Source organism: Methylobacterium sp. J-070, from assembly GCF_022829385.1.
Taxonomy (GTDB): Bacteria; Pseudomonadota; Alphaproteobacteria; order Rhizobiales; family Beijerinckiaceae; genus Methylobacterium.
The window spans coordinates 1-22,681 of record NZ_JAKSXX010000166.1 but is presented as its reverse complement, the minus strand read 5'-3'; the positions used below and the strand labels follow the sequence as shown (position 1 = coordinate 22,681).

Here is a 22,681-nt window from a genome sequence, read left to right as displayed (position 1 = left end):
TGGCCCGGCCGCAAGCCGGAATCGGCTCACCCGGCGCGTGCGTCCGCCTCGATGCGGTCAGCCCCCGGATGTTCCCGTGAGGCCCCCTCGGAATGCCGGTGCGACGGCGGTGCGACGGGGCGTTCGGACACCCCGTATCGACACTCTATCTATGGTAAAACTGGGGCGGCGGCCGCGGAGCGCCGCGTCGGGGCCGGCCGAGACAGCGTGGCGCGGTTGGTGAAGAACAGGTCGATGGCCTTGGCCATGGAGCCGGTGACGTCGGCGCGCCACTCCGGCGCCTGCAGCATCTCCAGGTCGCGCTTGCTCGACAGGTAGCCCAGTTCCACCAGCACGCTCGGCACGTCCGGGGAGCGCAGCACCATGAAGCGCGCCTCGCGATGCGGCTTCGCGCTCATCTCCATCACGGGGGCGAGCTGGCCCATCAGCGTGCGGGCGAAGCCCGACGAGAAGCCCCGGGTCTCCCGCAGGGTCAGCTCCTGCAGGATGTCGGCGATGTCCGGCGGGGCCTCGGCGGCGTCGACGCCCGCGGCGGCATCGGCCCGGTTCTCGCGCTCGGCAAGCTTGGCGGATTCGGCGTCGGTGGCCTTCTCGGAATTGGTATAGATCGTGGCCCCGCGCACCTGGGGGGCCGCCGAGATCGAATCCGCGTGGATCGACACGAACAGGTCGGCCTTGGCCTCGCGGGCGAGGCGCACGCGGTCGGCCAGCGGCACGAACACGTCCCGGTCGCGGGTCATCCGGACCCGGTAGCGGCCGCCCGCCTCCAGCTTCTCCACCAGCGCCTGGGCGAAGCCGAACACGATGTCCTTCTCGAACACGCCGCCCACCGCGATCGCCCCAGGATCGGTGCCGCCATGGCCGGCATCGACCATGATCAGCGGGCGCTGATCGGCGGGTTCGGGGGCGGCGCTGCGCGCCTGGGCGGGGGCGGGATCGGCGGCGGCGGCGGCCTTGCGGAACGCCTCGCGCTCCGCCCGCTGGAGCGGGATCGTGAGCAGCACGGCGCCGTCCCGGGGGCGCGTCACCGTCTCGATGCGGCCCACCGTGGCGGGCGCCGCGAGGTCGATCACCATGCGGGAGCGGCCGGGCGCGAACAGGCCGTAGCGGAAGGATTGCACGAGTCCGTCGCGGCGGCTGCCGGTCCCGGATTCGAGCTGGAAATTGACCTCCGGCAGGTCGATCACCGCCCGGTCCGGTCGCTCCATCACGAAGCCGCGGGCCTCGACGGCCCGGGACAGGGTCAGGGTGAGGCGCGTCGTCCCCCCCTGGCTCGTCAGATCCGCCCCGATGGCGATGGCGGGCTTCTCGCCGTTCTGCGCGGCGACGGGCGCCCCCGCCAGCGTCGGGAGAAGCGCGACGAGGAGGCTCAGACAGGCGAAGCGGATCAGGCGCGTGCGGCTCGGCATCGGTCCGGTGTCGTCTCCCGTACCCTTCGACAAGGCATGGGACCGGCATGGTTAACGGCCGGTTGCTGGTGGCGGTTCGATTCGGCGGCCCTCGTTACCACGCGGCGTCGATCCCGGCGACAAGCCCTGGGGCGCCGCCCGGTCCGTCAGCGGAACGCGACGACGCGGCTCGCCTTGCTGATCACCGTGACCCAGCAGCTCAGGGAGGCGTCGGCGGCGCGCTGGACCTCGCCGACCTGCAGGCGGATCAGGTCGGCCGGCGTGCGGGCATCCGACAGGGCCCGGAAATGCGCCATGGCGGCCTCACCCTCGCCCCGCATGTAGCGGGCGATGGTGGAACCGATCTCGACGACGTCCCAGCGCCCGGGTGCGAGTATGACCGGCTGCGCCGGGACGCCGACGGCGCCCGGCGACGCGACCAGGACCGAGGGGATCGCCGGGATGGCGACCGCCGGGCCCGCTTGCCCCTCCGGCCCGGTCGCCGGGGGCGGCCCGTCGTCCGGGATCTCGGCCGGGGCGGGATCGGAACGGGGTTCAAAGTCGGGTTCGGGAAGAGATTCGGGAAGGACTTCGAACGCGTCCGCGACGGCCTGCATCGCCGGCTCCGCCGGTCCGGCGTGCGGCGACGCCGCGCCCTGCGGAGCCTCCGCCAGCGCGGCAACCCTCTCCGTCACCGGCGCTTCGACGGCGGCCCCGGACGGCGCAGGCGGCTCGGCCTGCAGGGTCGGTTTCGCAGGCAGGGGCGGTTTCGGCTGCGAGGCGGGGCGGTCCCCTCTCGGACGACGCGGCTTTCCCATCGCGCGATCTCCTCCTGTCCGCCCCGGTCCGTCCGGACGGGGCGGCGGCCGGCCCGCGTCGCCGTGTCGGCGCCGGACCTGTGACGCTCAAGCGTCGAATCTCGGAGGCCCGGCCCGCCTGGATCGGCCGACCGGACCGGGACGGCGAACCCGATCCTGACGACCGGGCCCGCCTCGGCCAGCCTCAGCGGGCGACGTTCTGGGCGAGGGCGCCGTAATCCTTGGCCTGGGCCTGGAGCGCGGCGAACTGGCTGCGGACGAACTCGGACTGCAGCTCGAACGCCTCGCGGAGGTCCCGCGTGCGCACCAGGCGCTGCGCGAAGTCGAAGGTCGCGTTGGCGTTGGCCTGCGCGTGATCGAACCCCTTCGCGACGGCCGCGCTGAGGGTCGACTGGAAGGTGTGACCGGACGACTGGACCTGCTCGCTGGCCTTGATGGCGTTCGCCATCATGGTGCCGACGGCGTTGCGGGCCTGGTCGACGCTCTTCTCGGCGAAGTCGCGCATCTCGGTCGGGATCTCGAAATTCGGGGTCTGCATCGATGTCTCCAGCACTGTCTTCTTGGAGCGGGACGCCGGATGCGTCCGCGGTGACGCGCCTCTATATGTTGCACTGCAACAAGAAGTCAAGTGCCTATTCGCGGCCCTCGCAGGGCCGGGTATGAACGATAAAATGCCAACGCCAAGATTCCGAATAGTCCCCGACGCACCGGACGCCTTATGACCGCCCTGCGATCAAGCTACGCCACATATTCGGAACGGATCGATTGCCAATCGCCGAGGGCGCCCGGTTTACAAATTTATCACCGGCTGTCCAGGGGGGCGCTAAAGGATAATGTATTCTGTCAGCGTGCCCTCAGACCGGGCCGATCTCTGGGGCGCAGAACGCCGTGGCGTCCCGCCCATGTTGCATCGCACCAAAGACCGGGCCGGCGAGCCCCGCATACAGGGACGTCAGCGCGGCCGCGTGCGAGGCCAGCGACATCGGCACGGCGTGGAAGCGAGCGCGCGCTTCGGCCCCGAGCGTGCGGGCGCAGGCGTCGTCCCGCAGGGCCGTGAAGGCTGCCGCCAGCGGCGCGATGCCGGGCGCGACCACGAAGCCGGTCTGCCCGTGCCGGACCTTCTCGGCAGCCCCGGATCGGTCGGAGGCGACCACCGGGATCCCGGCCGCCAGCGCCTCGTAGACGGTGAGCGGGCCGGTCTCGTACCAGCGGGACGGTGCCGCCACCGCCCGGGCACGGGTGCGCAGCATCTCCCAGACCGCCTCCGGCGCCTGCCAGCCGATCACCGCGACGCCGGGCCGGGCGCGCAGTTCCGCCTCCAGCGGGCCGGCGCCGATGAACAGGGCCGGGAGGCCGGCGGCCCGGGCGGCGTCGGCCACGAGGTCGGCGCCCTTCTCCCGGGTGAGGCGCCCGACATACGCGATGGCGTCGCCGCGGGCGGGGTCGGCGGGCGGCCCCTCGACGATCCGGACCGGGTTGTCGATGCGGTGGTGAGTGGCGGCGAAGCCGCCGAGCCGGTCGCCCAGGAGGCGGCGGCTCGCATCGCAGACGTGGACGACGTGGAGGGGTCGGCCCCGCAGGACGCGGCGCAGAACGGCCGTCCGGGCGACGCGCACCAGCTTGTGGGCGCGGCTGCGCGGGTCGCAGGGCGCCGCGAGGCAGGCCGCCGAGAGCGGCGCGAGCCCGCAGGGCTCGGCCCGGTCGAAGCGGTAATAGACGCCGTTCGGGCAGGCGATGGCGTAGTCGTGCAGGGTGACGACCAGCGGTGCGCCCGCATCCGACAGGACCGGGAAGACCGCCGGCGACAGGGCGCGGGTCCACTGGTGCAGGTGGATGCAGTCCGGCCGTACCGGCAGGGCGTCGAGCGCCGCGGCGAGCCGGCGCGAAGCGGCCGCGTGCCAGATCCCCGCGGCGGCCGCCCGGACACCGCCGAGGGACCAGATGTCGGGCAGGCCGAGCACGATCCGCCGGATCCGCCCGTGATCGAGCAGCGGGTCGGCGGGGCCGGCGATCGCCTGGATGTAGGTCACCGCGACCCCCGCCTCGGCGAGGCCGCGGGCCGATTCGAGCGCGACCTTCTCGGCCCCGCCGCTGGCGGCCGCGAACTCGGCCAGGATCACGACGTGCATGGGATCCCCTCGGCATCGTCCCGGTCCGAAAGCCGGCGACCACCGTTCGGGACGATGCGGAAGAGGATGGCGGATACCGGTTTACGGGGGATCAACCGCAATCGGTTACTGACGTCGGTTCCGGATCACAGCGACGGATTATCCTGACGTGCACGTCGTCCTCGTCGCAGACCACGCCGCGATCAACGGCGGCCAGGCCAAGGTCGCCATCGAGTCGGCCCTGGGCCTCGCCGCACGCGGGGTCCGCGTGACCCTGTTCGCCGCCGTCGGACCGGTCGATCCGCGGCTGGAGCCGGCCGGCATCCGGGTGGTCTGCCTCGATCAGGACGACGTCACCACCGCGCGCAGCAAGCTGGCCTTCGCCGCCCAGGCGATCTGGAACGGGGCGGCGGGCCGCGCCCTCGCGCGGGAACTGGCCGCCTGCGATCCGCGGGACACGCTGGTCCACGTCCACGCCTTCGCCAAGGCGCTGTCGCCGGCGATCGGCCCGGCGCTCCGGGCCTCCGGGCTGGCCTGTCTCTACACGATGCACGAGTTCTTCCTGGTCTGCCCCACCGGCGGCTTCTACGCCTACCCGGAGCAGCGGATCTGCCATCGCAGGCCGATGTCGGCCGCCTGCATCGTGACGAACTGCGATGCGCGCAGCTATCCGCGCAAGGTCGCCCGGATGATCCGCCATGCCGGGCTCGCGCACGTGGCCAGGCTGCCGGAGCTGTTCGGCCACGTCGTCACGATCAGCGACCTGCAGGAGAGCGTCGTGCGGCCGCTGATGCCCCGGGGCACCGTGTTCCACCGGATCGACAACCCGATCGCGGTGGCGCCGGCGCCGGTCCATGACGGCGCCCCCGGCGACTTCCTGTTCGTCGGGCGGATCTCCACCGAGAAGGGGGCGCCGATCTTCGCGGAGGCCGCCCGCCGGGCAGGTCGGCGCGCGGTCTTCGTGGGCGACGGTCCCGAGCGGGCCGAGCTGGCGGCGCGCTATCCCGAGGCGGTGATGCTCGGCTGGCGGGACGCCGCGGCCGTGCAGGCGCTGATGCGGCAGGCCCGGGCCCTGGTCTTCCCGAGCGTCTGGTACGAGGGCCAGCCGCTGACCGTCTACGAGGCCCTGGCCTGCGGCACGCCGGTGATCGTCAGCGATGCCTGCGCGGGCCGCGAGGCGGTGGTCGACGGCGAGACCGGGTTCTGGTTCCGCTCGGGCGATCCGGACGCGCTGGCGGCGCATCTGCGCCGCCTCTCGGAGGACGGGCTCGCCGCCCGGATGGGCCGGGCCGCCCACGACCGCTACTGGGCGGCGCCGCTGAGCCTCGACGCGCATCTCGACCGGCTCGAGGGCGTCTACGAGACGGTGATGCGCGAGGCCTCCGCCCGCAGGCGGGCGGGCGCCACGACCGGGCCGGCGCTCGCCACGGCCTGAAGCGGCCCCGGGCGCTTCGCCGCGTTCGCGGGGATGCGGACGGCCGCCTCGACCGCCTTGCCGTGGAGCGGCCGGATCGCCGCGCCGCCCCGGAAAGTTCGGAAACACCCGCCCTCCCTCGCGTTGACGCGCAACCGGCACCCTTGCGTGCCCCCGTCACGGACGAGCGACAATCATGCCCGAGGATCACAAGCCGAACGAGACCAAGCCGGGTTTCCAGCAGGGCAGCGCCAAGCCGGGCGACGCGACGAACCCCGACAACAAGCAGGAGAAGCTCGACGAGCGGCTCGACGACGCCCTGGAGGAGACCTTCCCGTCGAGCGACCCGGTCTCGGTGAAGATCACCAAGTAGGCACGGGAAAGGGGGCGCGTCATGAGGCCGGGCGGCTCGAGGAGCCGCCCGGTCGTCAGGCGGCTTCGAGCAGCCTCCGGGCGATGACCTGGGCCTGGATCTCGGCCGCCCCCTCGAAGATCGACAGGATGCGGGCGTCGCACAGGATCCGGCTCACCGGGTATTCCAGCGCGAAGCCGTTGCCGCCGTGGATCTGCAGGGCGTTGTCGGCCGCCGCCCAGGCGACGCGGGCGCCGAGCAGCTTGGCCATCCCGGCCTCCAGGTCGCAGCGCTTGCCGGCATCCTTCTCGCGGGCCGAGAAGTAGGTGAGCTGGCGGGCGATGTTGATCTCCACCGCCATCATGGCGAGCTTGTCGGCGACCCGCGGGAAGCTGACCAGCGGCTTGCCGAACTGGACCCGCTCCTCGGCGTAGCGGAGCCCGACGTCGAGGGCCGACTGGGCGACGCCGATGGCCCGCGCGGCGGTCTGGATCCGGGCCGACTCGAAGGTCTGCATCAGCTGGGCGAAGCCCTTGCCCTCGACCTCGCCCAGCAGGTTCGCGGCCGGGACCTCGAACCCCTCGAAGGCGAGTTCGTACTCCTTCATGCCGCGGTAGCCCAGCACCTCGATCTCGCCGCCCGACAGGCCCTGGACCGGGAAGGGATCCGCGTCGGTGCCGCGGGGCTTCTCGGCGATCAGCATCGAGAGGCCGCGATGGCCCTTCTCCTCGGGCTTGGTGCGCACCAGCACGGTCATGATGTCGGCCCGGACCGGATGAGTGATCCAGGTCTTGTTGCCGGTGATCGTCCAGGTCTCGCCCTCCTTCACCGCCTTGGTGCGCAGGCTGGCGAGGTCCGAGCCGGTGTTCGGCTCGGTGAACACCGCGGTCGGCAGGATGTCGCCGCTGGCGATCCTGGGCAGGAAGCGGCTCTTCTGCTCCTCGGTGCCGCCGCACAGGATCAGCTCCGCGGCGATCTCAGAGCGGGTGCCGAGCGAGCCGACGCCGATATAGGCCCGGGACAGCTCCTCCGAGACCACGCACATGGCGGTCTTGGGCAGGCCCATGCCGCCGTACTCCTCGGGGATGGTCAGGCCGAAGACGCCGAGCTCGGCCATCTTGGTGACGATCTCCATGGGGATGTAGGCGTTCTGCAGGTGCCATTCGTGGGCCTGATCCACCACCTCGGCCTTGCCGAAGCGGCGCATCTCCGAGCGGATCGCCTCCATGTCCTCGTCGAGGCCCGAGGCGCCCACGGTCGCCGAGCCGCCGCCGTCGCGCATCAGCGCCACCAGGGCGGCGCGGTTCTCCGGCGTGTTGCCCTCGGCGATCAGGGTCTCGACCGCGTCGGAGCGGTAGGACGCCACCTCCTTGGCGGTGAGGCCGAGGGAACCGGTCGGGCGGACCATCTCGCCCTGGCTCATCGGGATGCCGGAGAAGAGCTGGTCGAGATACTCGCCGGCGCCGATCCGGACGAGGAGCGCCTCGGTCTCGCCGAACCGGCCCTCCGCCTGGAGGCGCTCGGCGTAGCCGCCGAGTTCGCTGATCGCCTCCGCGTAGGTGGCGAGCCATGCGAGCCCGTGGGCGGCGTGCTGCTGCCCCTCGAGCTTGGCCGCGTCGATCCGTCCGTCCGTCCCGAGGATCCGCGTGCGGACCCGGCGGGTCGCCTCCGCCACGAGGGCCTTGGCGCTCTCGCCGGCGGCCTTGGTCAGGGCCACGAGATCCTGCGGCTCGGTCTGGATGGCGGGGGATGCGGACATGGTTTTTGGCTCGCGTGGCGTCTTATTGGATCGTGTCTTTTAACCTGTCCCGGCCCGGAGCCGAAGCAGATTTCCTTTGCCGCGTCTTGAACTCAAGTTGAAGACGGCGGCGCACGGCCCGGAGCGCGGCGCTTGGCAGTCGAGGGCGGCGCAACCCGAGACGGTCCCGCGGCCCGGAGACTGATCAACTGCGGGCCTGTTCGTCCGCGACGCATCGGGCTCAGCGCTTCTGCTCGCACCGGGTCTTCACGTAGGCGCCGTCCTCGCCCTTGAAACCGGCATTGGCCGCCAGCACGGGTCCCTGAACCAGGCATTCCTGGAGGGTGTGGGCGGGGCCGGTGATCACGTCGATGGCGGTCTCGCGCGAGCAGTCGGGGGCCTGGACGGAGGCGGCACAGATCAGGGCGATGACGACGATCGAGTTCATGCGGCCTCCCGGATGGCCCGGCTTCTCGGACGGCGGGCGGCGCCTACCGAAAGATCGGCCAGGCAACCTAGTTCCATCGGCCGGGACGCGGCCGGCGTCAAACCAGCGCGGGGAGATCCGCGCCGGCCTCGATCGCCTCCGGGCTCGGCACCCGGTCCTCGCCCAGGAGGTGCAGGAACGCCGTGAAGGCCGGATTGCGCCCGATGCTGCAGGCGGCCACGGCCCGGTCCGCGCGGACGTAATAGGCGATGAAGTCCAGCGCCGCCGGATCGCCCTGCAGGATGATCCGGTCGAAGCCCGGCGCGTAGCCGCCGTAATCCAGGCGCTTGTCGCCCTGGTTGCTCCAGAAGAACGGCGCGGCCGAGAACCCGCCCGTCGCCCCCAGCATCGCCCGGGCCGCGAAGGTCCCGTGCTGCTGCGCCAGGCGCCAGTGCTCGATCCGGGCCGTGACCCCGCTGCCGCGCTCCGGGAAGGCCGCGATGTCGCCCGCGACCCAGACGCCGTCGGCGAGCTTCAGGTCGGCGCCCACCGGCAGGCCGCCCTGCGCGTCCGGCTCCACCCCGGCGACGATCCCGGTCTCCGGCGCGGCGCCGGCGCCGATCAGCACGATGTCGGCCGGCAGCCGCGTCCCGTCCTCGGTCTCGACCGCCGCGACGGATCCGGTGCCGGCGATCCGCGCGACGCTTCCCTGCACGAAGGTCACGCCGTTGCCGGCATGGTAGCGCTTCAGCGCCGCGCCCACGGCCTCGCCGAAGCGCTTGGCGAAGGGAATCGCCTCCCGGGACAGCACCGTCACCGCGAGGCCGCGCTTGGTCAGGAACGCCGCGGCCTCCAGGCCGATGAAGCCGGCGCCGACCACGACCACGCGCCCGGCGCGCCCCGCCGCGTCGCTGAGCCGCACCGCGTCGTCGAGGCTGCGCAGGGTCATGACCCCGTCGAGGTCCCGTCCCGCGAAATCCGGCACGACGGCGCGGCTGCCGGTGGCGATCAGCAGCGCGTCGCCGGTGAGCACCCGCCCGTCCGCCAGGGTGACGCTGCGGCCGGCCGGATCGATCCGGGTGGCCTCGGCCTCGATCCGGTCGACCCGGTGGGCCGCGGAGAAATCCGGCTCCAGCAGGGTCTTCTCCGCGGGCGTCGGCTTGGCCAGGAACTGCTTGGACAGCTTGGTCCGGTCGTAGGGCGGATGGGCCTCGCGGCCGACCAGGGTGATCGTGCCGCCGTAGCCCTCGCGCCGGAGCGTGGTGACGCAGGCGACCGCCGCAGCGCCGGTGCCGACGATCAGGACCGTCGCGATGGACGTCGCGGCACGCTTGGCCGGGGCGGGCTCCGGGGTCAGCGTCGCCACCGCCTCGCCGCCCTCGATCCGGACCGGATAGCGGGTGAGCGCCTCCAGCGCCGGCGGCTCCTCGAGGCCGCCGTCGGCGAGGGCGAAGGCCGCCTTGTGCCAGGGGCAGTAGAGCCGGCCGCCGCAGATCTCGCCCTTCGCGAGCGGCGCCCCGAGATGCGGGCACTTGGCCTGGAAGGCCCGGACGCCGTCCGCGTCGCGCACGAACAGCACGGCGTCCTCGCCCGCCTTGCCCTCGGCCTTGCCGCCGAGCGGGATCGCGTCGAGGGCGAGGCGGATCTCGCGGGGCTTGTCCTGATCCATCCTCGCCTCGCTCGTGCCGGGCCGTCACGGCCCGCGCACCAAACCGCGAGGCCGCGAAGGGTTTCCGGGCCATCGGTCGCAGGTCGGGCGGCTCAGCCCCGGCTCGCCACCGCCACGCCGAGGGCGGCGAGCGCCATCCCGGCGCCCTGCACCGGGGTCAGCACCTCCCCGAACAGGAGGTAGCCGAGGATCGCCGCGACCGGCGGGACCAGGAAGAACAGGGCGGCCACCCCCGCCACCGCGCCCCGCCGGATCAGCACCAGCAGCAGCAGGATCCCCGCCACCGAATTGACCAGGACCGCCCAGGCGAGCCCGAGCCACAGGGCGGGCGCCGGGTCGTAGGCCGCCTCGCCGAGGGCGAGGGCCAGGGGGATCGCGCAGGCCATGCCGCCGACGAACTGGAGCGTCGCCCCGGCCAGGAGGTCGCCCCGGCCGCCGGTGCGCTTCTGCCAGAGGGTGCCGAGGGTCAGCGCCAGGACCGCCAGGAGGCTGACGGCGAGGGCCCGCGGCGGGATTCCGGACGGGTCCGTGGCGCCGAGCTTCGGGGCAAGCACGAGGGCCGTCCCGGCGAAACCCATGAGGATGCCCGCCGCCCGCCGCCCGCTGACGCGCTCGCCCAGCAGCGGTCGTGCCAGGAGGGCGGTCAGCAGCGGCTGAAGGCTGCCGACCAGCGCCGCGATGCCGGCCGGCAGCCCGTGGCTCACCGCCCAGAAGACCCCCGACAGGTAGACCCCCTGCATCAGGAAGCCCGCGACGACGGGGTCGCGCCAGCCGGCCGGGCTGCCCGGCCAGCGCGCGCGGGAGGCCGCCGCGATCAGGCTCAGCACCACGGCGACGGCGGTGAAGCGGACGGCCGTGAAGGCCAGCGGGTCCACGTGCGGCACCACCGCGCGGGCCGAGACGAAGCCCGTCGCCCAGATCGGGACGAACAGCGCCGGGAGGGCGGCGGACGCGAGTCTCGAGGGTCGTGCGGGCGGCAGCATGGCTGTATCTAAGGCGCATCCCGTCGGCGAGTCGCAACGTCGTTTCCGTCGCCGGCCCGGTCGTCCGCCCCGCGGACGCCCGGCGTGGCCCGGGCGCCTCACCGGGCGGCGGAACGCAGCCCCGGCGGCCCCGCGGCGTTGACCGGCGCATCCCGGCGCCCTTCATCGGCGGCGGCACTCTCCGAGGATCGTTGGACACACGTGACCCCCCTCCGCAGTGGCTTCCAGGTCGCGGGCCTCGCCGCGCAGCGCTTCGTCGCCCATGACGGCTGGGCGATCGCGAGCCACATCGCCCTCTCGACCCTGACGTCGCTGTTCCCGTTCCTGATCCTGCTCGCCGCGCTCGCCGGCCTGTTCGGCACCCAGTCGCTCGCCGACGAGGCCGGGGTGCTGATCTTCGACGCGTGGCCCCGGGAGATCGCCAAGCCGATCGTCGGCGAGGTCCACCGGGTGCTCACCGAGCAGCGCAGCGGCGTGCTGACGCTCGGCGCGCTGTTCGCCCTGTACTTCTCGTCCTCGGGGGTCGAGAGCCTGCGGGTCGGGCTCAACCGGGCCTACGGCCTGCGGGAGAGCCGGCCCTGGTGGCTGACCCGGCTCGAATCGATCGGCTACGTGGTGTGCGGCGCCTTCGCCATGCTGGCCTTCGCGCTGCTCGTGGTGCTGGGCCCGCTGATCTGGCGCAACCTCCTCCTGGTGGCGCCGGGGCTCGAGCCCCTGAGCCTCACGGTGGCGATCGGGCGGATCGCCGTCACGGCGCTGCTGCTCGCCGTCGTCCTGGTGATCGCCCACAAGTTCGTCGCGGCCGGGCGGCGCTCGATCCTGTCGGTGCTGCCGGGGATCGGGGTGACGCTGGTGCTGTGGTTCTTCGCCGGCCTCGGCTTCGGCTATTACCTCGACCGGTTCTCCAACGCCTACGCGTCGACCTACGGGGGGCTGGCCACCGCGATGGTGTTCCTGGTGTTCCTCTACTGGCTCGCCGCCATGTTCCTGTTCGGCGGCGAGATCAACGGCACGGTGATCGCCGCCCGCCGCAGCCGCCTGCAGGCGAAGATGCTGGCGCGCCGCGCCGAGATGGAGGGACGATGGACGGCCTCGAGCACCTGACGGTCCGCGTGAACGGCGCGGACCTGCACGTCGCCCGGTGCGGCACGGGCGCGCCGCTGCTGCTGCTCCACGGCTGGCCGGAATTCTGGCTGACCTGGGAGCCCGTGATGGCGCGGCTCGCGGATCGCCACACCCTGATCGCCCCGGACCTGCGCGGCTTCGGCGACAGCGACAAGCCCGAAGGCCCGTTCGGGCCCGCGGATCAGGCGGCCGACATGGTCGCCCTGCTGGATGCGCTGGGGATCGACCGCGCCGGCATCGTCGGACACGATGTCGGCGGGGCGGTGATCCAGGCCCTCGCCCGGGCGAACCCGGAGCGCTGCGCCGGCCTGTTCCTGTTCGACTTCGTCTATCCCGGCATCGGCCCCCGTCTCGGCGCACCGGACCGGCTCGCCGAGATCTGGTACCAGTCGTTCAACCAGATAAACCTGGCGGTGACGCTGGTCGGCGCCGGCCGGGAGAGCTGCGCCGCCTATATCGGCCACTTCCTGCGGCACTGGTCGCACCGCAAGGACGCCTTCGACCCGGTGCTCGACGCCTTCGTGGACGCCTTCCTGAAGCCCGGGAACCTCGCGGGCGGCTTCGCGCATTACCGGGCCGCCCATGCCGGCCGGATCGCGATGCTCAAGGGCGAGGCCCCGGCCCTGCCGCCGATCGCCGTGCCGACCTGCGTGCGCTGGGCCGAGCACGACCCGATCTTCCCCTACGCCTGGACCGACCGCCTGGGCGAGACGTTTTCCGATCTGGATCTCGCGCCGTTCCCGGGCGTCGGGCACTTCCCGCACCGGGAGGATCCCGATGCGGCAGCGGCGGCGGTCGGCGGGTTCTTCGCGCGGATCGGCTGGGTGTGAGCCGCCGGCCCGCCGCCGGGCCCGCGACGCGAACGGAGACCGGAGCGGATCCGTAGGGGCCTGGGCCCGATCGGAGGCGGACGTGCCGGATCGCCCCCGCGGACACCGCAGCGCCGCACCGGACGGCGCACGTCGCGCCCGCCGCGTCTGAATACATTACGCAGCATCGGACCAGCTGGCGCGGGGTTTGCGAGACGGCGTCCGTGAACCCGACCCGTGCCGACCCTGCCCGCGTCCGCCCCGCCTCCGCCGCCCTCAAGCCGGCGGTCGCGCGGGCGCTTGCTCGAGCCGCACTGTCACGCCGGGCCATTGCGCCCCTGCTTCAGAACCGTTCAAATTCGCCCACAAGGTGTGGGCCGGCGAACCGGGCCTGAGACCCGCACCACCAGGGAGATCACCATGGACCGCAGGACCTTCCTCAAGGGCTCGGCCGCCCTCGGGCTGGCCGCTCCGCAGGTCGCGATGCCGGCCCTGGCGCAGGGCGCCAAGGTGTTGCGCTTCGTGCCCCAGGCCAACCTCGCCAATTTCGATCCGATCTGGGGCACCCAGTACGTGGTGCGCAACGCCGGCACCCTGGTCTGGGACATGCTCTACGGCGTCGATGCGGAGCTGAAGCCGCAGCGCCAGATGGTCGAGTCTGAGGAGATCTCGGGCGACAAGCTGACCTGGACCTTCCGGCTGCGCCCCGGCCTCAAGTTCCACGACGGCGAGCCGGTGCTGGCCAAGGACGTGGTGGCGAGCCTCACCCGCTGGATGGCCCGGGACCCGATCGGCCTGATGATCCGCGGGATCCAGGACGACCTCGCCGCCACCGACGACAAGACCTTCCGCTGGCGCCTGAAGAGGCCGTTCCCGAAGCTGCTCTACGCGCTCGGCAAGACCAACGCCCCGATGGCGCTGATCATGCCGGAGCGGATCGCCAAGACCGACCCGTTCACGCAGATCACCGAGTATGTCGGCTCGGGCCCGATGACCTTCGTCCGCAACGAGTGGGTGCCGGGCGCCCGGGCGGTGTTCGAGAAATTCGCCGGCTACACGCCCCGCGACGAGCCGAATTCCTGGCTGGCGGGGGGCAAGCGCATGCTGGTCGACCGCGTCGAGTGGGTGATCATGCCGGACGCCGCCACCGCCTCGGCGGCCCTGCAGAACGGCGAGGTCGACTGGTGGGAGAACCCGATCTCCGACCTCGTGCCGCTGCTGCGCAAGAACGCCAACCTCAACGTCGATATCGCCGACCCGCTGGGCAATATCGGGTCGTTCCGGATGAACCACCTGTATCCGCCCTTCGACAACCCGAAGATCCGCCAGGCCGTCCTGACCGCGATGAGCCAGGAGGATTACATGCGCTCGATCGTCGGCGACGACGACAGCCTGTGGAAGAAGCTCCCGGGCTTCTTCACGCCGGGGACGCCGCTCTACAGCGAGGCCGGCGGGGGCAATGTCGGCAAGGGCGACATCAAGCTCGGCCAGAAGCTGCTCAAGGAAGCCGGCTACAAGGGCGAGCCTGTGGTGTGCATCGTCGCCCAGGACCAGGGGATCACCAAGGCGCAGGGCGACATCACCGCCGACCTTCTGAAGCAGATGGGCTTCAACGTCGACTTCGTCGCCACCGACTGGGGCACCACCGGCACCCGCCGGGCCTCCAAGGCGCCCCCCGCCCAGGGCGGCTGGAACATGTTCCACACCTGGCACGCGGGCGCCGACTGCATCAACCCGGCGGGCTACCCGGCGGTGCGGGCGAGCGGCGACAAGGCGTGGTTCGGCTGGCCCAACGTCCCGCCGGTGGAGACCGCCATCGCCGAGTGGTTCGACGCCGCCGACCCGGCCGCCGAGAAGGCCGCCATCGACAAGGTCAACGCCGCCGCCTGCGAGGGCGTGGTCTACGTGCCGACCGGGTTCTTCCTCGGCTACCAGGCGTGGCGGAAGAGTGTCTCGGGCATCGTGAAGGGGCCGATCCCGTTCACCTGGGGGGTTTCGAAGGCGTGAGGGGGCGGGTGGTTATGACGGTAACAGCCGCGCGCCTTCCCTCCCCCCTCTGAGGGGGAGGGTGGCCCGCGAAGCGGGTCGGGAGAGGGGAGCGCGGCTTCGGGAAGGGGCGCAGCCTTCATGAAGGCCAAAGCCTCGTTCTGCACCGTTGCTCCCCTCTCCCGACCCCTGCTGACGCAGGGGCCTCTCTCCCCCGCAAAGGGGGGAGGGGGTGTAGCGGCGCTCGCCGCGCCCGCGGCCCGGCACGATAGCGGAGGATCCATGCTCGGCTATATCGGCAGACGCATCCTGGCCACCATCCCGGTCATGGCGGTGGTCGGCCTGTTCGTCTTCAGCCTGCTCTACTTCGCCCCGGGCGATCCGGCGGCGATCATCGCGGGCGACCAGGCGACCCCCGACGACGTCGCCCGGATCCGCGCCACGCTCGGCCTCGATCGGCCGTTCCTAGTGCGGTTCGGCGAATGGTCCTGGCAGATCCTGCACGGGGACCTCGGCACCTCGATCTTCACCAACCTGCCGGTCACCACGATGATCGGCCAGCGGGTGCAGCCCACCGTCTCGCTGATGCTCGTCACCCTGGTCTTCGCCATCGTGGTGGCGGTGCCGCTGGGCGTCGTCGCGGCCTGGAAGGCCGGCAGCCTGATCGACCGCCTCGTCATGGGCCTCGCCGTGATGGGCTTCTCGGTGCCGGTCTTCGTGGTCGGCTACGTGCTGGCCTACGTCTTCGCCCTCGAACTCGGCTGGCTGCCCGTGCAGGGCTACACGCCGATCGAGCAGGGGCTCTGGCCCTGGCTGTCCAACCTGATCCTGCCCGCGGTGACGCTGGGCCTCGTCTACATCGCGCTGATCGCCCGGGTGACCCGGGCGACCATGCTCGACGTGCTGAGCCAGGATTACGTGCGCACCGCCCGGGCCAAGGGCCTGTCGCAGGGGCCGGTCCTGTTCGTCCACGCCCTCAAGAACGCCGCGGTGCCGATCGTCACCGTCATCGGCATCGGCATCGCCCTGCTGATCGGCGGCGCCGTGGTGACCGAGACGGTGTTCGCGATCCCGGGCCTCGGGCGCCTCACCGTCGATGCGATCCTGCGGCGCGACTATCCGGTCATCCAGGGCGTCGTGCTGCTGTTCAGCTTCGTCTACGTGCTGGTGAACCTCGCCATCGACCTGTTCTACACCGTGCTCGACCCGAGGATCCGCTATTGACCGCGACCGTCGCGCCCTTCCCCGACCGCGCCCCGCCCGCCGGTGCCCCGCCCGACGGCACCGCCCCCAAGGCGCCCCCGCCGCCCGGCCTCGCCATAGCGGCGCCGCTGCCGGACGTGATCCCGGTGCGCAAGCGCCGGGGTCCCGTCTGGACCTACGCGCGCCGCAATCCGACCATCGTGATCGGCGGCCTCCTGCTCCTCGTCGTGTTCCTGATGGCGGTGCTGGCGCCCTGGCTCGGCACCGTCGACCCCACCGCCCTGGCGCCGGCCAAGCGCACCCGGGTGCCCTCCGCCCTCTACTGGTTCGGCACCGACATGCTCGGCCGCGACGTCTACTCGCGGGTGGTCTACGGCGCCCGGGTCTCCCTGCTGGTGGGCTTCACGGTGGCGTTCCTCGCCTCGATCGTCGGGCTCGCGGTCGGCCTCGTCTCCGGCATGGTGCGCTGGCTCGACGGGATCGTCATGCGGATCGTCGACGGCATGATGTCGATCCCGCCGATCCTGCTGGCCATCGCGCTGATGGCGCTCACCCGCGGCTCGATCCAGAACGTCATCGTGGCGATCACCATCGCGGAGATCCCCCGGGTCGCCCGCCTCGTGCGCGGCGTCGTGCTGTCCCTGCGCGAGCAGCCCTACGTCGAGGCGGCGGTGACCACCGGCACGCGGATGCCCGCGATCATCTGGCGCCACATCCTGCCCAACACGCTGGCGCCCATGACCGTGCAGGCGACCTACATCTGCGCGTCGGCGATGATCACCGAGGCGATCCTGTCGTTCATCGGCGCGGGCGTGCCGCCCTCGACGCCCTCCTGGGGCAACATCATGGCCGAGGGCCGGGCCCTCTGGCAGGTGAAGTTCTACATCATCCTGTTCCCGGCGATCTTCCTGTCGACCACCGTGCTCGCGGTGAACCTCGTCGGCGACGGCCTGCGCGACGCCCTCGACCCCCGCATGGCCAAAGATGTCTGAGATGGGACGTGTGATGAGCGGCGTACCCCTCCTGTCGATCGAGAACCTGCAGGTCCATTTCCGCACCCCCGACGGGGTGAACCGGGCGGTGGACGGGGTCTCGTTCGCGATCCAGTCGGGCGAGACCCTGGCGATCGTGGGCGAGTCCGGCTGCGGCAAGTCGGTGACCTCGATGTCGATCCTGCGGCTCCTGCCCGAGCCGCCGGCCCGCATCGCCGGCGCCATCAAGTTCGAGGGCAGGAACCTCCTCGACCTGCCGAACAGCGCCATGCGCAAGATCCGCGGCAACGACATCAGCGTGATCTTCCAGGAGCCGATGACGTCCCTGAACCCCGTCCTGACGGTCGGCCGCCAGATCGGCGAGACCCTGCGGCTGCACCAGGGCCTGAGCCGGCGGGAGGCCGAGGAGCGGGCCGTGGAGATGCTGACGCTGGTCGGCATCCCCGAGCCCCGGCGCCGGGTGCGGGAATACCCGCACCAGCTCTCGGGCGGCATGCGCCAGCGGGTGATGATCGCCATCGCGCTCGCCTGCTCGCCCAAGCTCCTGATCGCCGACGAGCCGACCACGGCGCTGGACGTGACCATCCAGGCCCAGATCCTCGACCTGATGCGCGACCTGAAGGCCCGGGTCGGCGCCGCGATCATGCTGATCACCCACGATCTCGGGGTGGTGGCCGAGGTCGCCGACCGGGTGGTGGTGATGTATGCCGGCCGCAAGGTCGAGGAGGCGTCGGTCCGCGACCTGTTCCGGGCGCCCCGCCATCCCTACACGCGGGGCCTGATGGGAGCGGTGCCCAAGCTCGGCGCCGTGGAGCACGGGGCCGACGCGCGCCTCGCCGAGATCCCCGGCATGGTGCCGAGCCTGAAGGGCCGGATCGAGGGCTGCGTCTTCGCCGGGCGCTGCCCGGACGTCACCGACCTGTGCCGCGCCTACGCCCCGGCCCTGGAGCCGAAGGCGCCGGGCCACCTCGCCGCCTGCCACTACGCGCCCAAGGACGCGCTGGCGGCATGATTTTTTTTGGACAGATCAGCCTCCGCGCGCGCCTTCCCTCCCCCCTCTGCGGGGGAGGGTGCCCTGCGCAGCAGGGGGGGAGAGGGGAGCGACGGTGCAGAACAAGGCTGCGGCCTTCACGTCTGCTTTGCCAAGTCCGGAAGCCGTGCTCCCCTCTCCCGACCCCTGCTGACGCAGGGGCCACCCTCCCCCGCGGAGGGGGGAGGGACGAAGCGGGCGCCGTCGCGTCTCATTCTCACAGGGAGATCCGCCCGTGACCCCCCGCACCCTGCTGGAGGTCAACGACCTCAAGAAGCACTTTCCCCTCGGCGGCGGCCTGTTCGGCCGGTCGACCCGCGTGCTCAAGGCGGTGGACGGCCTGTCCTTCACGGTGGCCCGGGGCGAGACCCTGTCGCTCGTCGGCGAGTCCGGCTGCGGCAAGTCCACCGTCGCCAAGGCGCTGATGCGCCTCTACGCCCCCACCGCCGGCCAGGTGGTGCTCGACGGGCGGCGCATCGACGACCTCTCGGCCGGCACGCTCCGGCCCCTGCGGCGCCACATCCAGATGGTGTTCCAGGACCCGTTCTCGTCGCTCAACCCGAGGATGCGGGTGCGGGGGATCCTGGCCGAGCCGATCCGCAATTTCGGGCTGGCCCGGAACGCGGCCGATCTCGACGCGAAGCTCGCCTCCCTGATGGACCGGGTCGGCCTGCCGCGCGAGGCGCTGGGGCGCTTCCCGCACGAGTTCTCGGGGGGCCAGCGCCAGCGCATCGGCATCGCCCGGGCGCTGGCCGCCGAGCCGGACCTGATCATCTGCGACGAGGCGGTCTCGGCGCTGGACGTCTCGGTGAAGGCGCAGATCGTCAACCTGCTGCGGGACCTCCAGCGCGAGCTCGACCTCGCGATGCTGTTCATCTCGCACGACCTCGCCATCGTCGAGCACATGACCCACCGGGTGGCGGTGATGTATCTCGGCAAGATCGTCGAGATCGGGCCCCGCCGCGACCTGTTCCTGGCGCCCAAGCACCCCTACACCCAGGCGCTGCTCTCGGCGGTGCCGATCCCCGAGCCCGGGGCCGGGCGCACCCGGATCGTGCTCAAGGGCGACGTGCCGAGCCCGATCGACCCGCCGGCGGGCTGCCGCTTCCACACCCGCTGCCCGTACGTCTTCGACCGCTGCCGGGTCGAGGTGCCGGGCCTGGACTCCGTGGGCGCCGGCCACTTCGCCGCCTGCCACCTCAACGACGCCGCCGCACCGGCCCAGGCGGCCTGACACCGATTCCGGAGACAGCCTTGCAGCACGACCTCATCCTGAAGGGCGCGCGGGTCATCGACCCGTCGCAGGACCATGACGGGATCTGCGATGTCGCCTTCGCGGACGGACGGGTCTCGGGCTTCGGCCGCGACCTGCCGGCCGGGCCGGGCACGCAGGTGCGCGCCATGGCCGGGGCGATCGTCACCCCGGGCCTGATCGACCTGCACACCCACGTCTACTGGGGCGGCACCTCGATCGGGATCGACGCCGACGATTTCTGCCGGACCTCCGGGGTGACGACCTCGGTGGATACCGGCAGCGCGGGACCCGGCAATTTTTCCGGATTTCGCAAGCACGTGATCGACCGTTCGGAGGCGCGGATCCTCGCCTACCTGCACGTGTCGTTCGCCGGCATCTTCGCCTTCTCGAAGACGATCATGGTCGGCGAGAGCCAGGATCCGCGGCTCATGGCGCCCCGCGAGGCCGTGGAGGTCGCCGAGGCCAACCGGGACGTGATCATCGGCATCAAGGTCCGGGTCGGGCGCAACTCCTCCGGGGACCAGGGCACCGCGCCGCTGGGCATCGCCCTGCAGGTCGCGGAGGAGACCGGCCTGCCGCTGATGGCCCATATCGACGAGCCGCCGCCGAGCTACGAGGAGGTGCTCGCCATGCTGCGCCCCGGCGACGTGCTGACCCACGCGTTCCGGCCGTTCCCGAATTCCCCCGTGACCGCTCAAGGCGCGGTGAAGCCGGCGCTCCGCGAGGCCCGGGCCCGGGGCGTGCTGTTCGACATCGGCCACGGTAAGGGCTCGTTCGCGTTCAAGACCGCCCGGGCCATGCTGGCGGGCGGCTTCTTGTCGGACACGATCTCGTCGGACGTGCACCAGCTCTGCATCGACGGGCCGGCCTTCGATCAGGTCACCACGATGTCGAAGATGCTCTGCCTCGGCATGAGCCTCCGCGACGTCATCGCGGCCTCCACGGTGAATGCCGCGGTGGCGGTGAGGCGCATGGAGTACGGCAGCCTGAAGGTCGGGTCCCTGGGGGATGCCACCGTGCTGGCGGTCCGGGACGGAGACTTCGACTACGTCGACACAAGGGGCGAGCACATGCAGGGCGCCCAGCGGATCACCGCCGAGGGCGTGGTGCTGCGGGGCCGGTGGTGGCACCCGGCCTGAGCCGGGGTCGCCTACCGGTGACCCGCAGGCCCCTGCCTAAGCGGCCCGGACGGTCGCCAGGAAGCGCCCGATCTCGGCGGTGAGGTGCTCGGACTGGCGCGATAGCTCGGTCGCGGCGCCGAGCACCTGGCCCGCCGCCGCACCGGTCTCCTCGGCCGCCCCCGCCACGCCGGTGATGTTGCTGGTCACCTCGGCGGTCCCCTGCGCCGCCTGGCCGACGTTGCGCACGATCTCCTGGGTCGCCGCGCCCTGCTGCTCCACGGCGGCGGCGATCGAGGTCGCCACCCCGTTGATCTCGCGGATGCGCGCCGTGATCGTGCCGATCGCCCCGACCGCCTGTCCGGTCACCCCCTGCACCCGGGCGATCTGCTGGCTGATCTCCTCCGTGGCCTTGGCGGTCTGCTCGGCGAGCGCCTTGACCTCCGAGGCGACCACCGCGAAGCCCCGGCCCGACGCGCCGGCCCGGGCCGCCTCGATCGTGGCGTTGAGCGCCAGCAGGTTGGTCTGGCCGGCGATGGTCGAGATCATCCCGACGACGTCGCCGATGCGTGCGACCGCGCCGCTCAGCTCCTGCACCAGCGCGCCGGTCTGGTCGGCCTCGTTGACGGCCAACTGGGCGAGCTGGGCCGAGCCATCCACCTGCCGGCCGATCTCCTGCACCGACGAGCCCAGCTCCTCGGCGGCCGCCGCCACGGTGTTGACGTTGGAGCCCGCCTCCTCGGCGGCCGCCGCCACCGCGGTGGACTGGGCGGAGGTCTGGCCGGCCATGGCCGACAGGGAGCCCGCGGTGGCCTGCAATTCGGTGGCGGAGGCCGAGACCTGCCCGACGATGCCGCCGACCGCAGCCTCGAACCGGTCGGCCATCTGGAGCATGCCGGCCCGGCGCTGCGCCTCGGCCGAGGCCCGGGCGGCGGCCGTCTCCGCCTCCAGGGCCCGGCTGCGGATCAGGTTGTCCTTGAACACCTGGACGGCGGCGGCCATCGCGCCGATCTCGTCGCGGCGCTGGCGGAACGGCACGTCGGCCGCGGTATCGCCGCCGGCCAGGACCGTCATCGCGGTGGTCATCTGCTGGATCGGGCGCGAGATCCGCAGGAGCCCGAACACGGAGGCCGCCAGCGCCGCCGCGACCGCCAGGGTCACCGCCGCGTAGCTGGTCACCACGGCCGCGCCCGTCAGCGCCTGCGTGGACTCGGCCTCCTTCTGCGCGGAGCGGTTGTTCAGATCCGCGTCGCGGGCCAGGGCGTCGCGCAGATGATTGTAGAGCATGAGCGCGTCGGGGTTGCCGATCATCGCGAGGGCGTCCGCCGTCCTGCCGGCCGCGACCAGCGCGCCGGCCTCGTGGCTGGCCGCCTCGTAGGTGGTCCAGAGCTTGCCGAAGGCGTCATAGAGCCCCTGTTCCTCCGGCGAGGCGATCATCGGCTCGTAGACCTTCCGGTGCTCGGCGAGCCTGGCGCGGGCGTCGGCATAGAGCCGCTCGTTCTCGGCGCGCTGCTCCGGCGTGGCCGAGAGCGTGACCAGGCGGAACTGCTTGAGGCAGATCTCGGCCACGTCGCCCTGGAGCGTGTCCAGGATCACCACGGAGGGGAGCCAGTTCGTGGCCACCTGATCCACCGAATAGCGGATGCCCGACAGCTTGGCGATGGAGAGAACACCCTGGCCGGCGGCGATCAGGGCGAGGCAGCCGAACGCACCGATCAAGGCCGCCTTGATGGAGAGGTGCAACCGCATTTCGACAGCTCCGGAAGTCGGGAAGACAGCCGGTGGATGATGTCCCATACGCAATCCGGCCGCCGACATCCTTGCCGGTTCCGGCTTAACGAGATTGCGCCCGCCAAGATTCCGGCAGGACAAATCTTCGTGATTGGAGATCTGAACAGCGCCTCCGGGTCGGAATAGACATTGCGGATTGAATATATAAATATCCGGATGATTTTTCCTCTGTAAAAATGTACTATACCAATACTATAAGACTCATTGGCCGATCTGTTGGATCGAAAACCGGGATTTTTATCCTATATCTGCGTGAATACGGTTCTTTACAGCCCCCGCCGGGCGACCCTACACTTTCCCGTGAAGGCCGGCCCCGAGCCGGCCGCCAGCGACACGCGGCGAGATCCGCGGCGCCCGGGGAGGATGGATGGATACGGGAGCGCCACTTCTGGCGGTTGACGGGGTGACGCTGCGGTACAAGACGCGCGATCATCTTGTGACGGCCACCTACCGGGTGAGCTTTTCGGTCTGGCCG

Annotated in this window: 19 protein-coding genes; 10 read left to right on the top strand and 9 right to left on the bottom strand. The window is 71.8% G+C overall.

Going from position 1 to position 22,681, the window contains the following annotated elements; genetic code table 11:
• Positions 1-149 precede the first annotated feature (149 nt).
• The 4 genes from MKL01_RS18120 to MKL01_RS18105 form a co-directional block, all read right to left on the bottom strand.
• Entirely contained in the window at positions 150-1,409 is a 1,260-nt protein-coding gene (locus MKL01_RS18120; protein WP_243906603.1) for an N-acetylmuramoyl-L-alanine amidase, read from the bottom strand.
• Positions 1,410-1,555: 146 nt separating this feature from the next.
• Positions 1,556-2,083 carry a hypothetical protein gene (locus MKL01_RS18115; RefSeq protein WP_243906602.1) on the bottom strand — a complete coding sequence of 176 codons (528 nt, stop codon included), beginning with the start codon at positions 2,081-2,083 and terminating at the stop codon, positions 1,556-1,558.
• 307 nt (positions 2,084-2,390) lie between these two features.
• Complete coding sequence (locus MKL01_RS18110; RefSeq protein WP_243906601.1) at positions 2,391-2,744, bottom strand: phasin; 354 nt, start codon at positions 2,742-2,744, stop codon at positions 2,391-2,393.
• A gap of 316 nt (positions 2,745-3,060) precedes the next feature.
• Positions 3,061-4,335: a glycosyltransferase gene (locus MKL01_RS18105; RefSeq protein ID WP_243906600.1), complete on the bottom strand. Its 1,275-nt coding sequence runs from the start codon at positions 4,333-4,335 to the stop codon at positions 3,061-3,063.
• A gap of 148 nt (positions 4,336-4,483) precedes the next feature.
• On the opposite strand from MKL01_RS18105, the gene MKL01_RS18100 reads away from it, so the two are divergent.
• On the top strand, positions 4,484-5,749 hold the full coding sequence (locus tag MKL01_RS18100) for a glycosyltransferase family 4 protein (RefSeq protein WP_243906599.1): 1,266 nt from the start codon (positions 4,484-4,486) through the stop codon (positions 5,747-5,749).
• 175 nt (positions 5,750-5,924) lie between these two features.
• Positions 5,925-6,101, top strand: coding sequence for a hypothetical protein (locus MKL01_RS18095; RefSeq protein ID WP_243906598.1), 177 nt, complete (start codon positions 5,925-5,927; stop codon positions 6,099-6,101).
• 55 nt (positions 6,102-6,156) lie between these two features.
• Here MKL01_RS18095 and MKL01_RS18090 read toward each other — a convergent pair whose 3' ends face one another.
• From MKL01_RS18090 to MKL01_RS18075, 4 genes are all read right to left on the bottom strand, one after another.
• On the bottom strand, positions 6,157-7,839 hold the full coding sequence (locus tag MKL01_RS18090; RefSeq protein WP_243906597.1) for an acyl-CoA dehydrogenase family protein: 1,683 nt from the start codon (positions 7,837-7,839) through the stop codon (positions 6,157-6,159).
• A 220-nt stretch (positions 7,840-8,059) separates the two neighbouring features.
• Positions 8,060-8,266: a hypothetical protein gene (locus MKL01_RS18085; RefSeq protein ID WP_243906596.1), complete on the bottom strand. Its 207-nt coding sequence runs from the start codon at positions 8,264-8,266 to the stop codon at positions 8,060-8,062.
• Positions 8,267-8,363: 97 nt separating this feature from the next.
• Entirely contained in the window at positions 8,364-9,914 is a 1,551-nt protein-coding gene (locus MKL01_RS18080; RefSeq protein WP_243906595.1) for an FAD-dependent oxidoreductase, read from the bottom strand.
• A 92-nt stretch (positions 9,915-10,006) separates the two neighbouring features.
• Positions 10,007-10,897 (bottom strand): DMT family transporter, encoded by an 891-nt coding sequence (locus MKL01_RS18075; RefSeq protein WP_243906594.1) that lies wholly within the window; start codon positions 10,895-10,897, stop codon positions 10,007-10,009.
• 201 nt (positions 10,898-11,098) lie between these two features.
• Between MKL01_RS18075 and MKL01_RS18070 the strand changes: the two genes are divergently transcribed.
• From MKL01_RS18070 to MKL01_RS18035, 8 genes are all read left to right on the top strand, one after another.
• Positions 11,099-12,001, top strand: a complete 903-nt coding sequence (locus MKL01_RS18070) for a YihY/virulence factor BrkB family protein (protein ID WP_243906593.1) — start codon at positions 11,099-11,101, stop codon at positions 11,999-12,001.
• Complete coding sequence (locus MKL01_RS18065) at positions 11,980-12,852, top strand: alpha/beta fold hydrolase (RefSeq protein WP_243906592.1); 873 nt, start codon at positions 11,980-11,982, stop codon at positions 12,850-12,852. Before MKL01_RS18070 ends, MKL01_RS18065 begins: the two co-directional genes overlap by 22 nt.
• A 399-nt stretch (positions 12,853-13,251) precedes the next feature.
• Positions 13,252-14,838, top strand: a complete 1,587-nt coding sequence (locus MKL01_RS18060) for an ABC transporter substrate-binding protein (protein ID WP_243906591.1) — start codon at positions 13,252-13,254, stop codon at positions 14,836-14,838.
• A 261-nt stretch (positions 14,839-15,099) separates the two neighbouring features.
• Positions 15,100-16,041: an ABC transporter permease gene (locus MKL01_RS18055; protein ID WP_243906590.1), complete on the top strand. Its 942-nt coding sequence runs from the start codon at positions 15,100-15,102 to the stop codon at positions 16,039-16,041.
• Positions 16,038-17,012 carry an ABC transporter permease gene (locus MKL01_RS18050; RefSeq protein ID WP_409566273.1) on the top strand — a complete coding sequence of 325 codons (975 nt, stop codon included), beginning with the start codon at positions 16,038-16,040 and terminating at the stop codon, positions 17,010-17,012. Before MKL01_RS18055 ends, MKL01_RS18050 begins: the two co-directional genes overlap by 4 nt.
• Before the next feature lie 13 nt (positions 17,013-17,025).
• Positions 17,026-18,024, top strand: coding sequence for an ABC transporter ATP-binding protein (locus MKL01_RS18045; protein WP_409566272.1), 999 nt, complete (start codon positions 17,026-17,028; stop codon positions 18,022-18,024).
• A gap of 253 nt (positions 18,025-18,277) precedes the next feature.
• Positions 18,278-19,276, top strand: coding sequence for an ABC transporter ATP-binding protein (locus tag MKL01_RS18040; RefSeq protein WP_243906588.1), 999 nt, complete (start codon positions 18,278-18,280; stop codon positions 19,274-19,276).
• 20 nt (positions 19,277-19,296) lie between these two features.
• Positions 19,297-20,436, top strand: a complete 1,140-nt coding sequence (locus tag MKL01_RS18035; protein ID WP_243906587.1) for an amidohydrolase/deacetylase family metallohydrolase — start codon at positions 19,297-19,299, stop codon at positions 20,434-20,436.
• Positions 20,437-20,472: 36 nt separating this feature from the next.
• Here the strand turns inward: MKL01_RS18035 and MKL01_RS18030 are convergent, their stop codons facing one another.
• The gene (locus tag MKL01_RS18030; protein ID WP_243906586.1) at positions 20,473-22,164 is read right to left on the bottom strand and encodes a methyl-accepting chemotaxis protein; all 1,692 of its coding nucleotides are present in this window, start codon (positions 22,162-22,164) and stop codon (positions 20,473-20,475) included.
• Between the last annotated feature and the right edge of the window lie 517 nt (positions 22,165-22,681).

Bases quoted from the DNA above. Each gene is read 5' to 3' on its own strand.
- MKL01_RS18120 (WP_243906603.1), bottom strand. From the start codon at position 1,409: ATGCCGAGCCGCACGCGCCTGATCCGCTTCGCCTGTCTGAGCCTCCTC.
- MKL01_RS18110 (WP_243906601.1), bottom strand. From the start codon at position 2,744: ATGCAGACCCCGAATTTCGAGATCCCGACCGAGATGCGCGACTTCGCC.
- MKL01_RS18105 (WP_243906600.1), bottom strand. From the start codon at position 4,335: ATGCACGTCGTGATCCTGGCCGAGTTCGCGGCCGCCAGCGGCGGGGCC.
- MKL01_RS18095 (WP_243906598.1), top strand. From the start codon at position 5,925: ATGCCCGAGGATCACAAGCCGAACGAGACCAAGCCGGGTTTCCAGCAG.
- MKL01_RS18090 (WP_243906597.1), bottom strand. From the start codon at position 7,839: ATGTCCGCATCCCCCGCCATCCAGACCGAGCCGCAGGATCTCGTGGCC.
- MKL01_RS18085 (WP_243906596.1), bottom strand. From the start codon at position 8,266: ATGAACTCGATCGTCGTCATCGCCCTGATCTGTGCCGCCTCCGTCCAG.
- MKL01_RS18080 (WP_243906595.1), bottom strand. From the start codon at position 9,914: ATGGATCAGGACAAGCCCCGCGAGATCCGCCTCGCCCTCGACGCGATC.
- MKL01_RS18075 (WP_243906594.1), bottom strand. From the start codon at position 10,897: ATGCTGCCGCCCGCACGACCCTCGAGACTCGCGTCCGCCGCCCTCCCG.
- MKL01_RS18065 (WP_243906592.1), top strand. From the start codon at position 11,980: ATGGACGGCCTCGAGCACCTGACGGTCCGCGTGAACGGCGCGGACCTG.
- MKL01_RS18060 (WP_243906591.1), top strand. From the start codon at position 13,252: ATGGACCGCAGGACCTTCCTCAAGGGCTCGGCCGCCCTCGGGCTGGCC.
- MKL01_RS18055 (WP_243906590.1), top strand. From the start codon at position 15,100: ATGCTCGGCTATATCGGCAGACGCATCCTGGCCACCATCCCGGTCATG.
- MKL01_RS18045 (WP_409566272.1), top strand. From the start codon at position 17,026: ATGAGCGGCGTACCCCTCCTGTCGATCGAGAACCTGCAGGTCCATTTC.
- MKL01_RS18030 (WP_243906586.1), bottom strand. From the start codon at position 22,164: ATGCGGTTGCACCTCTCCATCAAGGCGGCCTTGATCGGTGCGTTCGGC.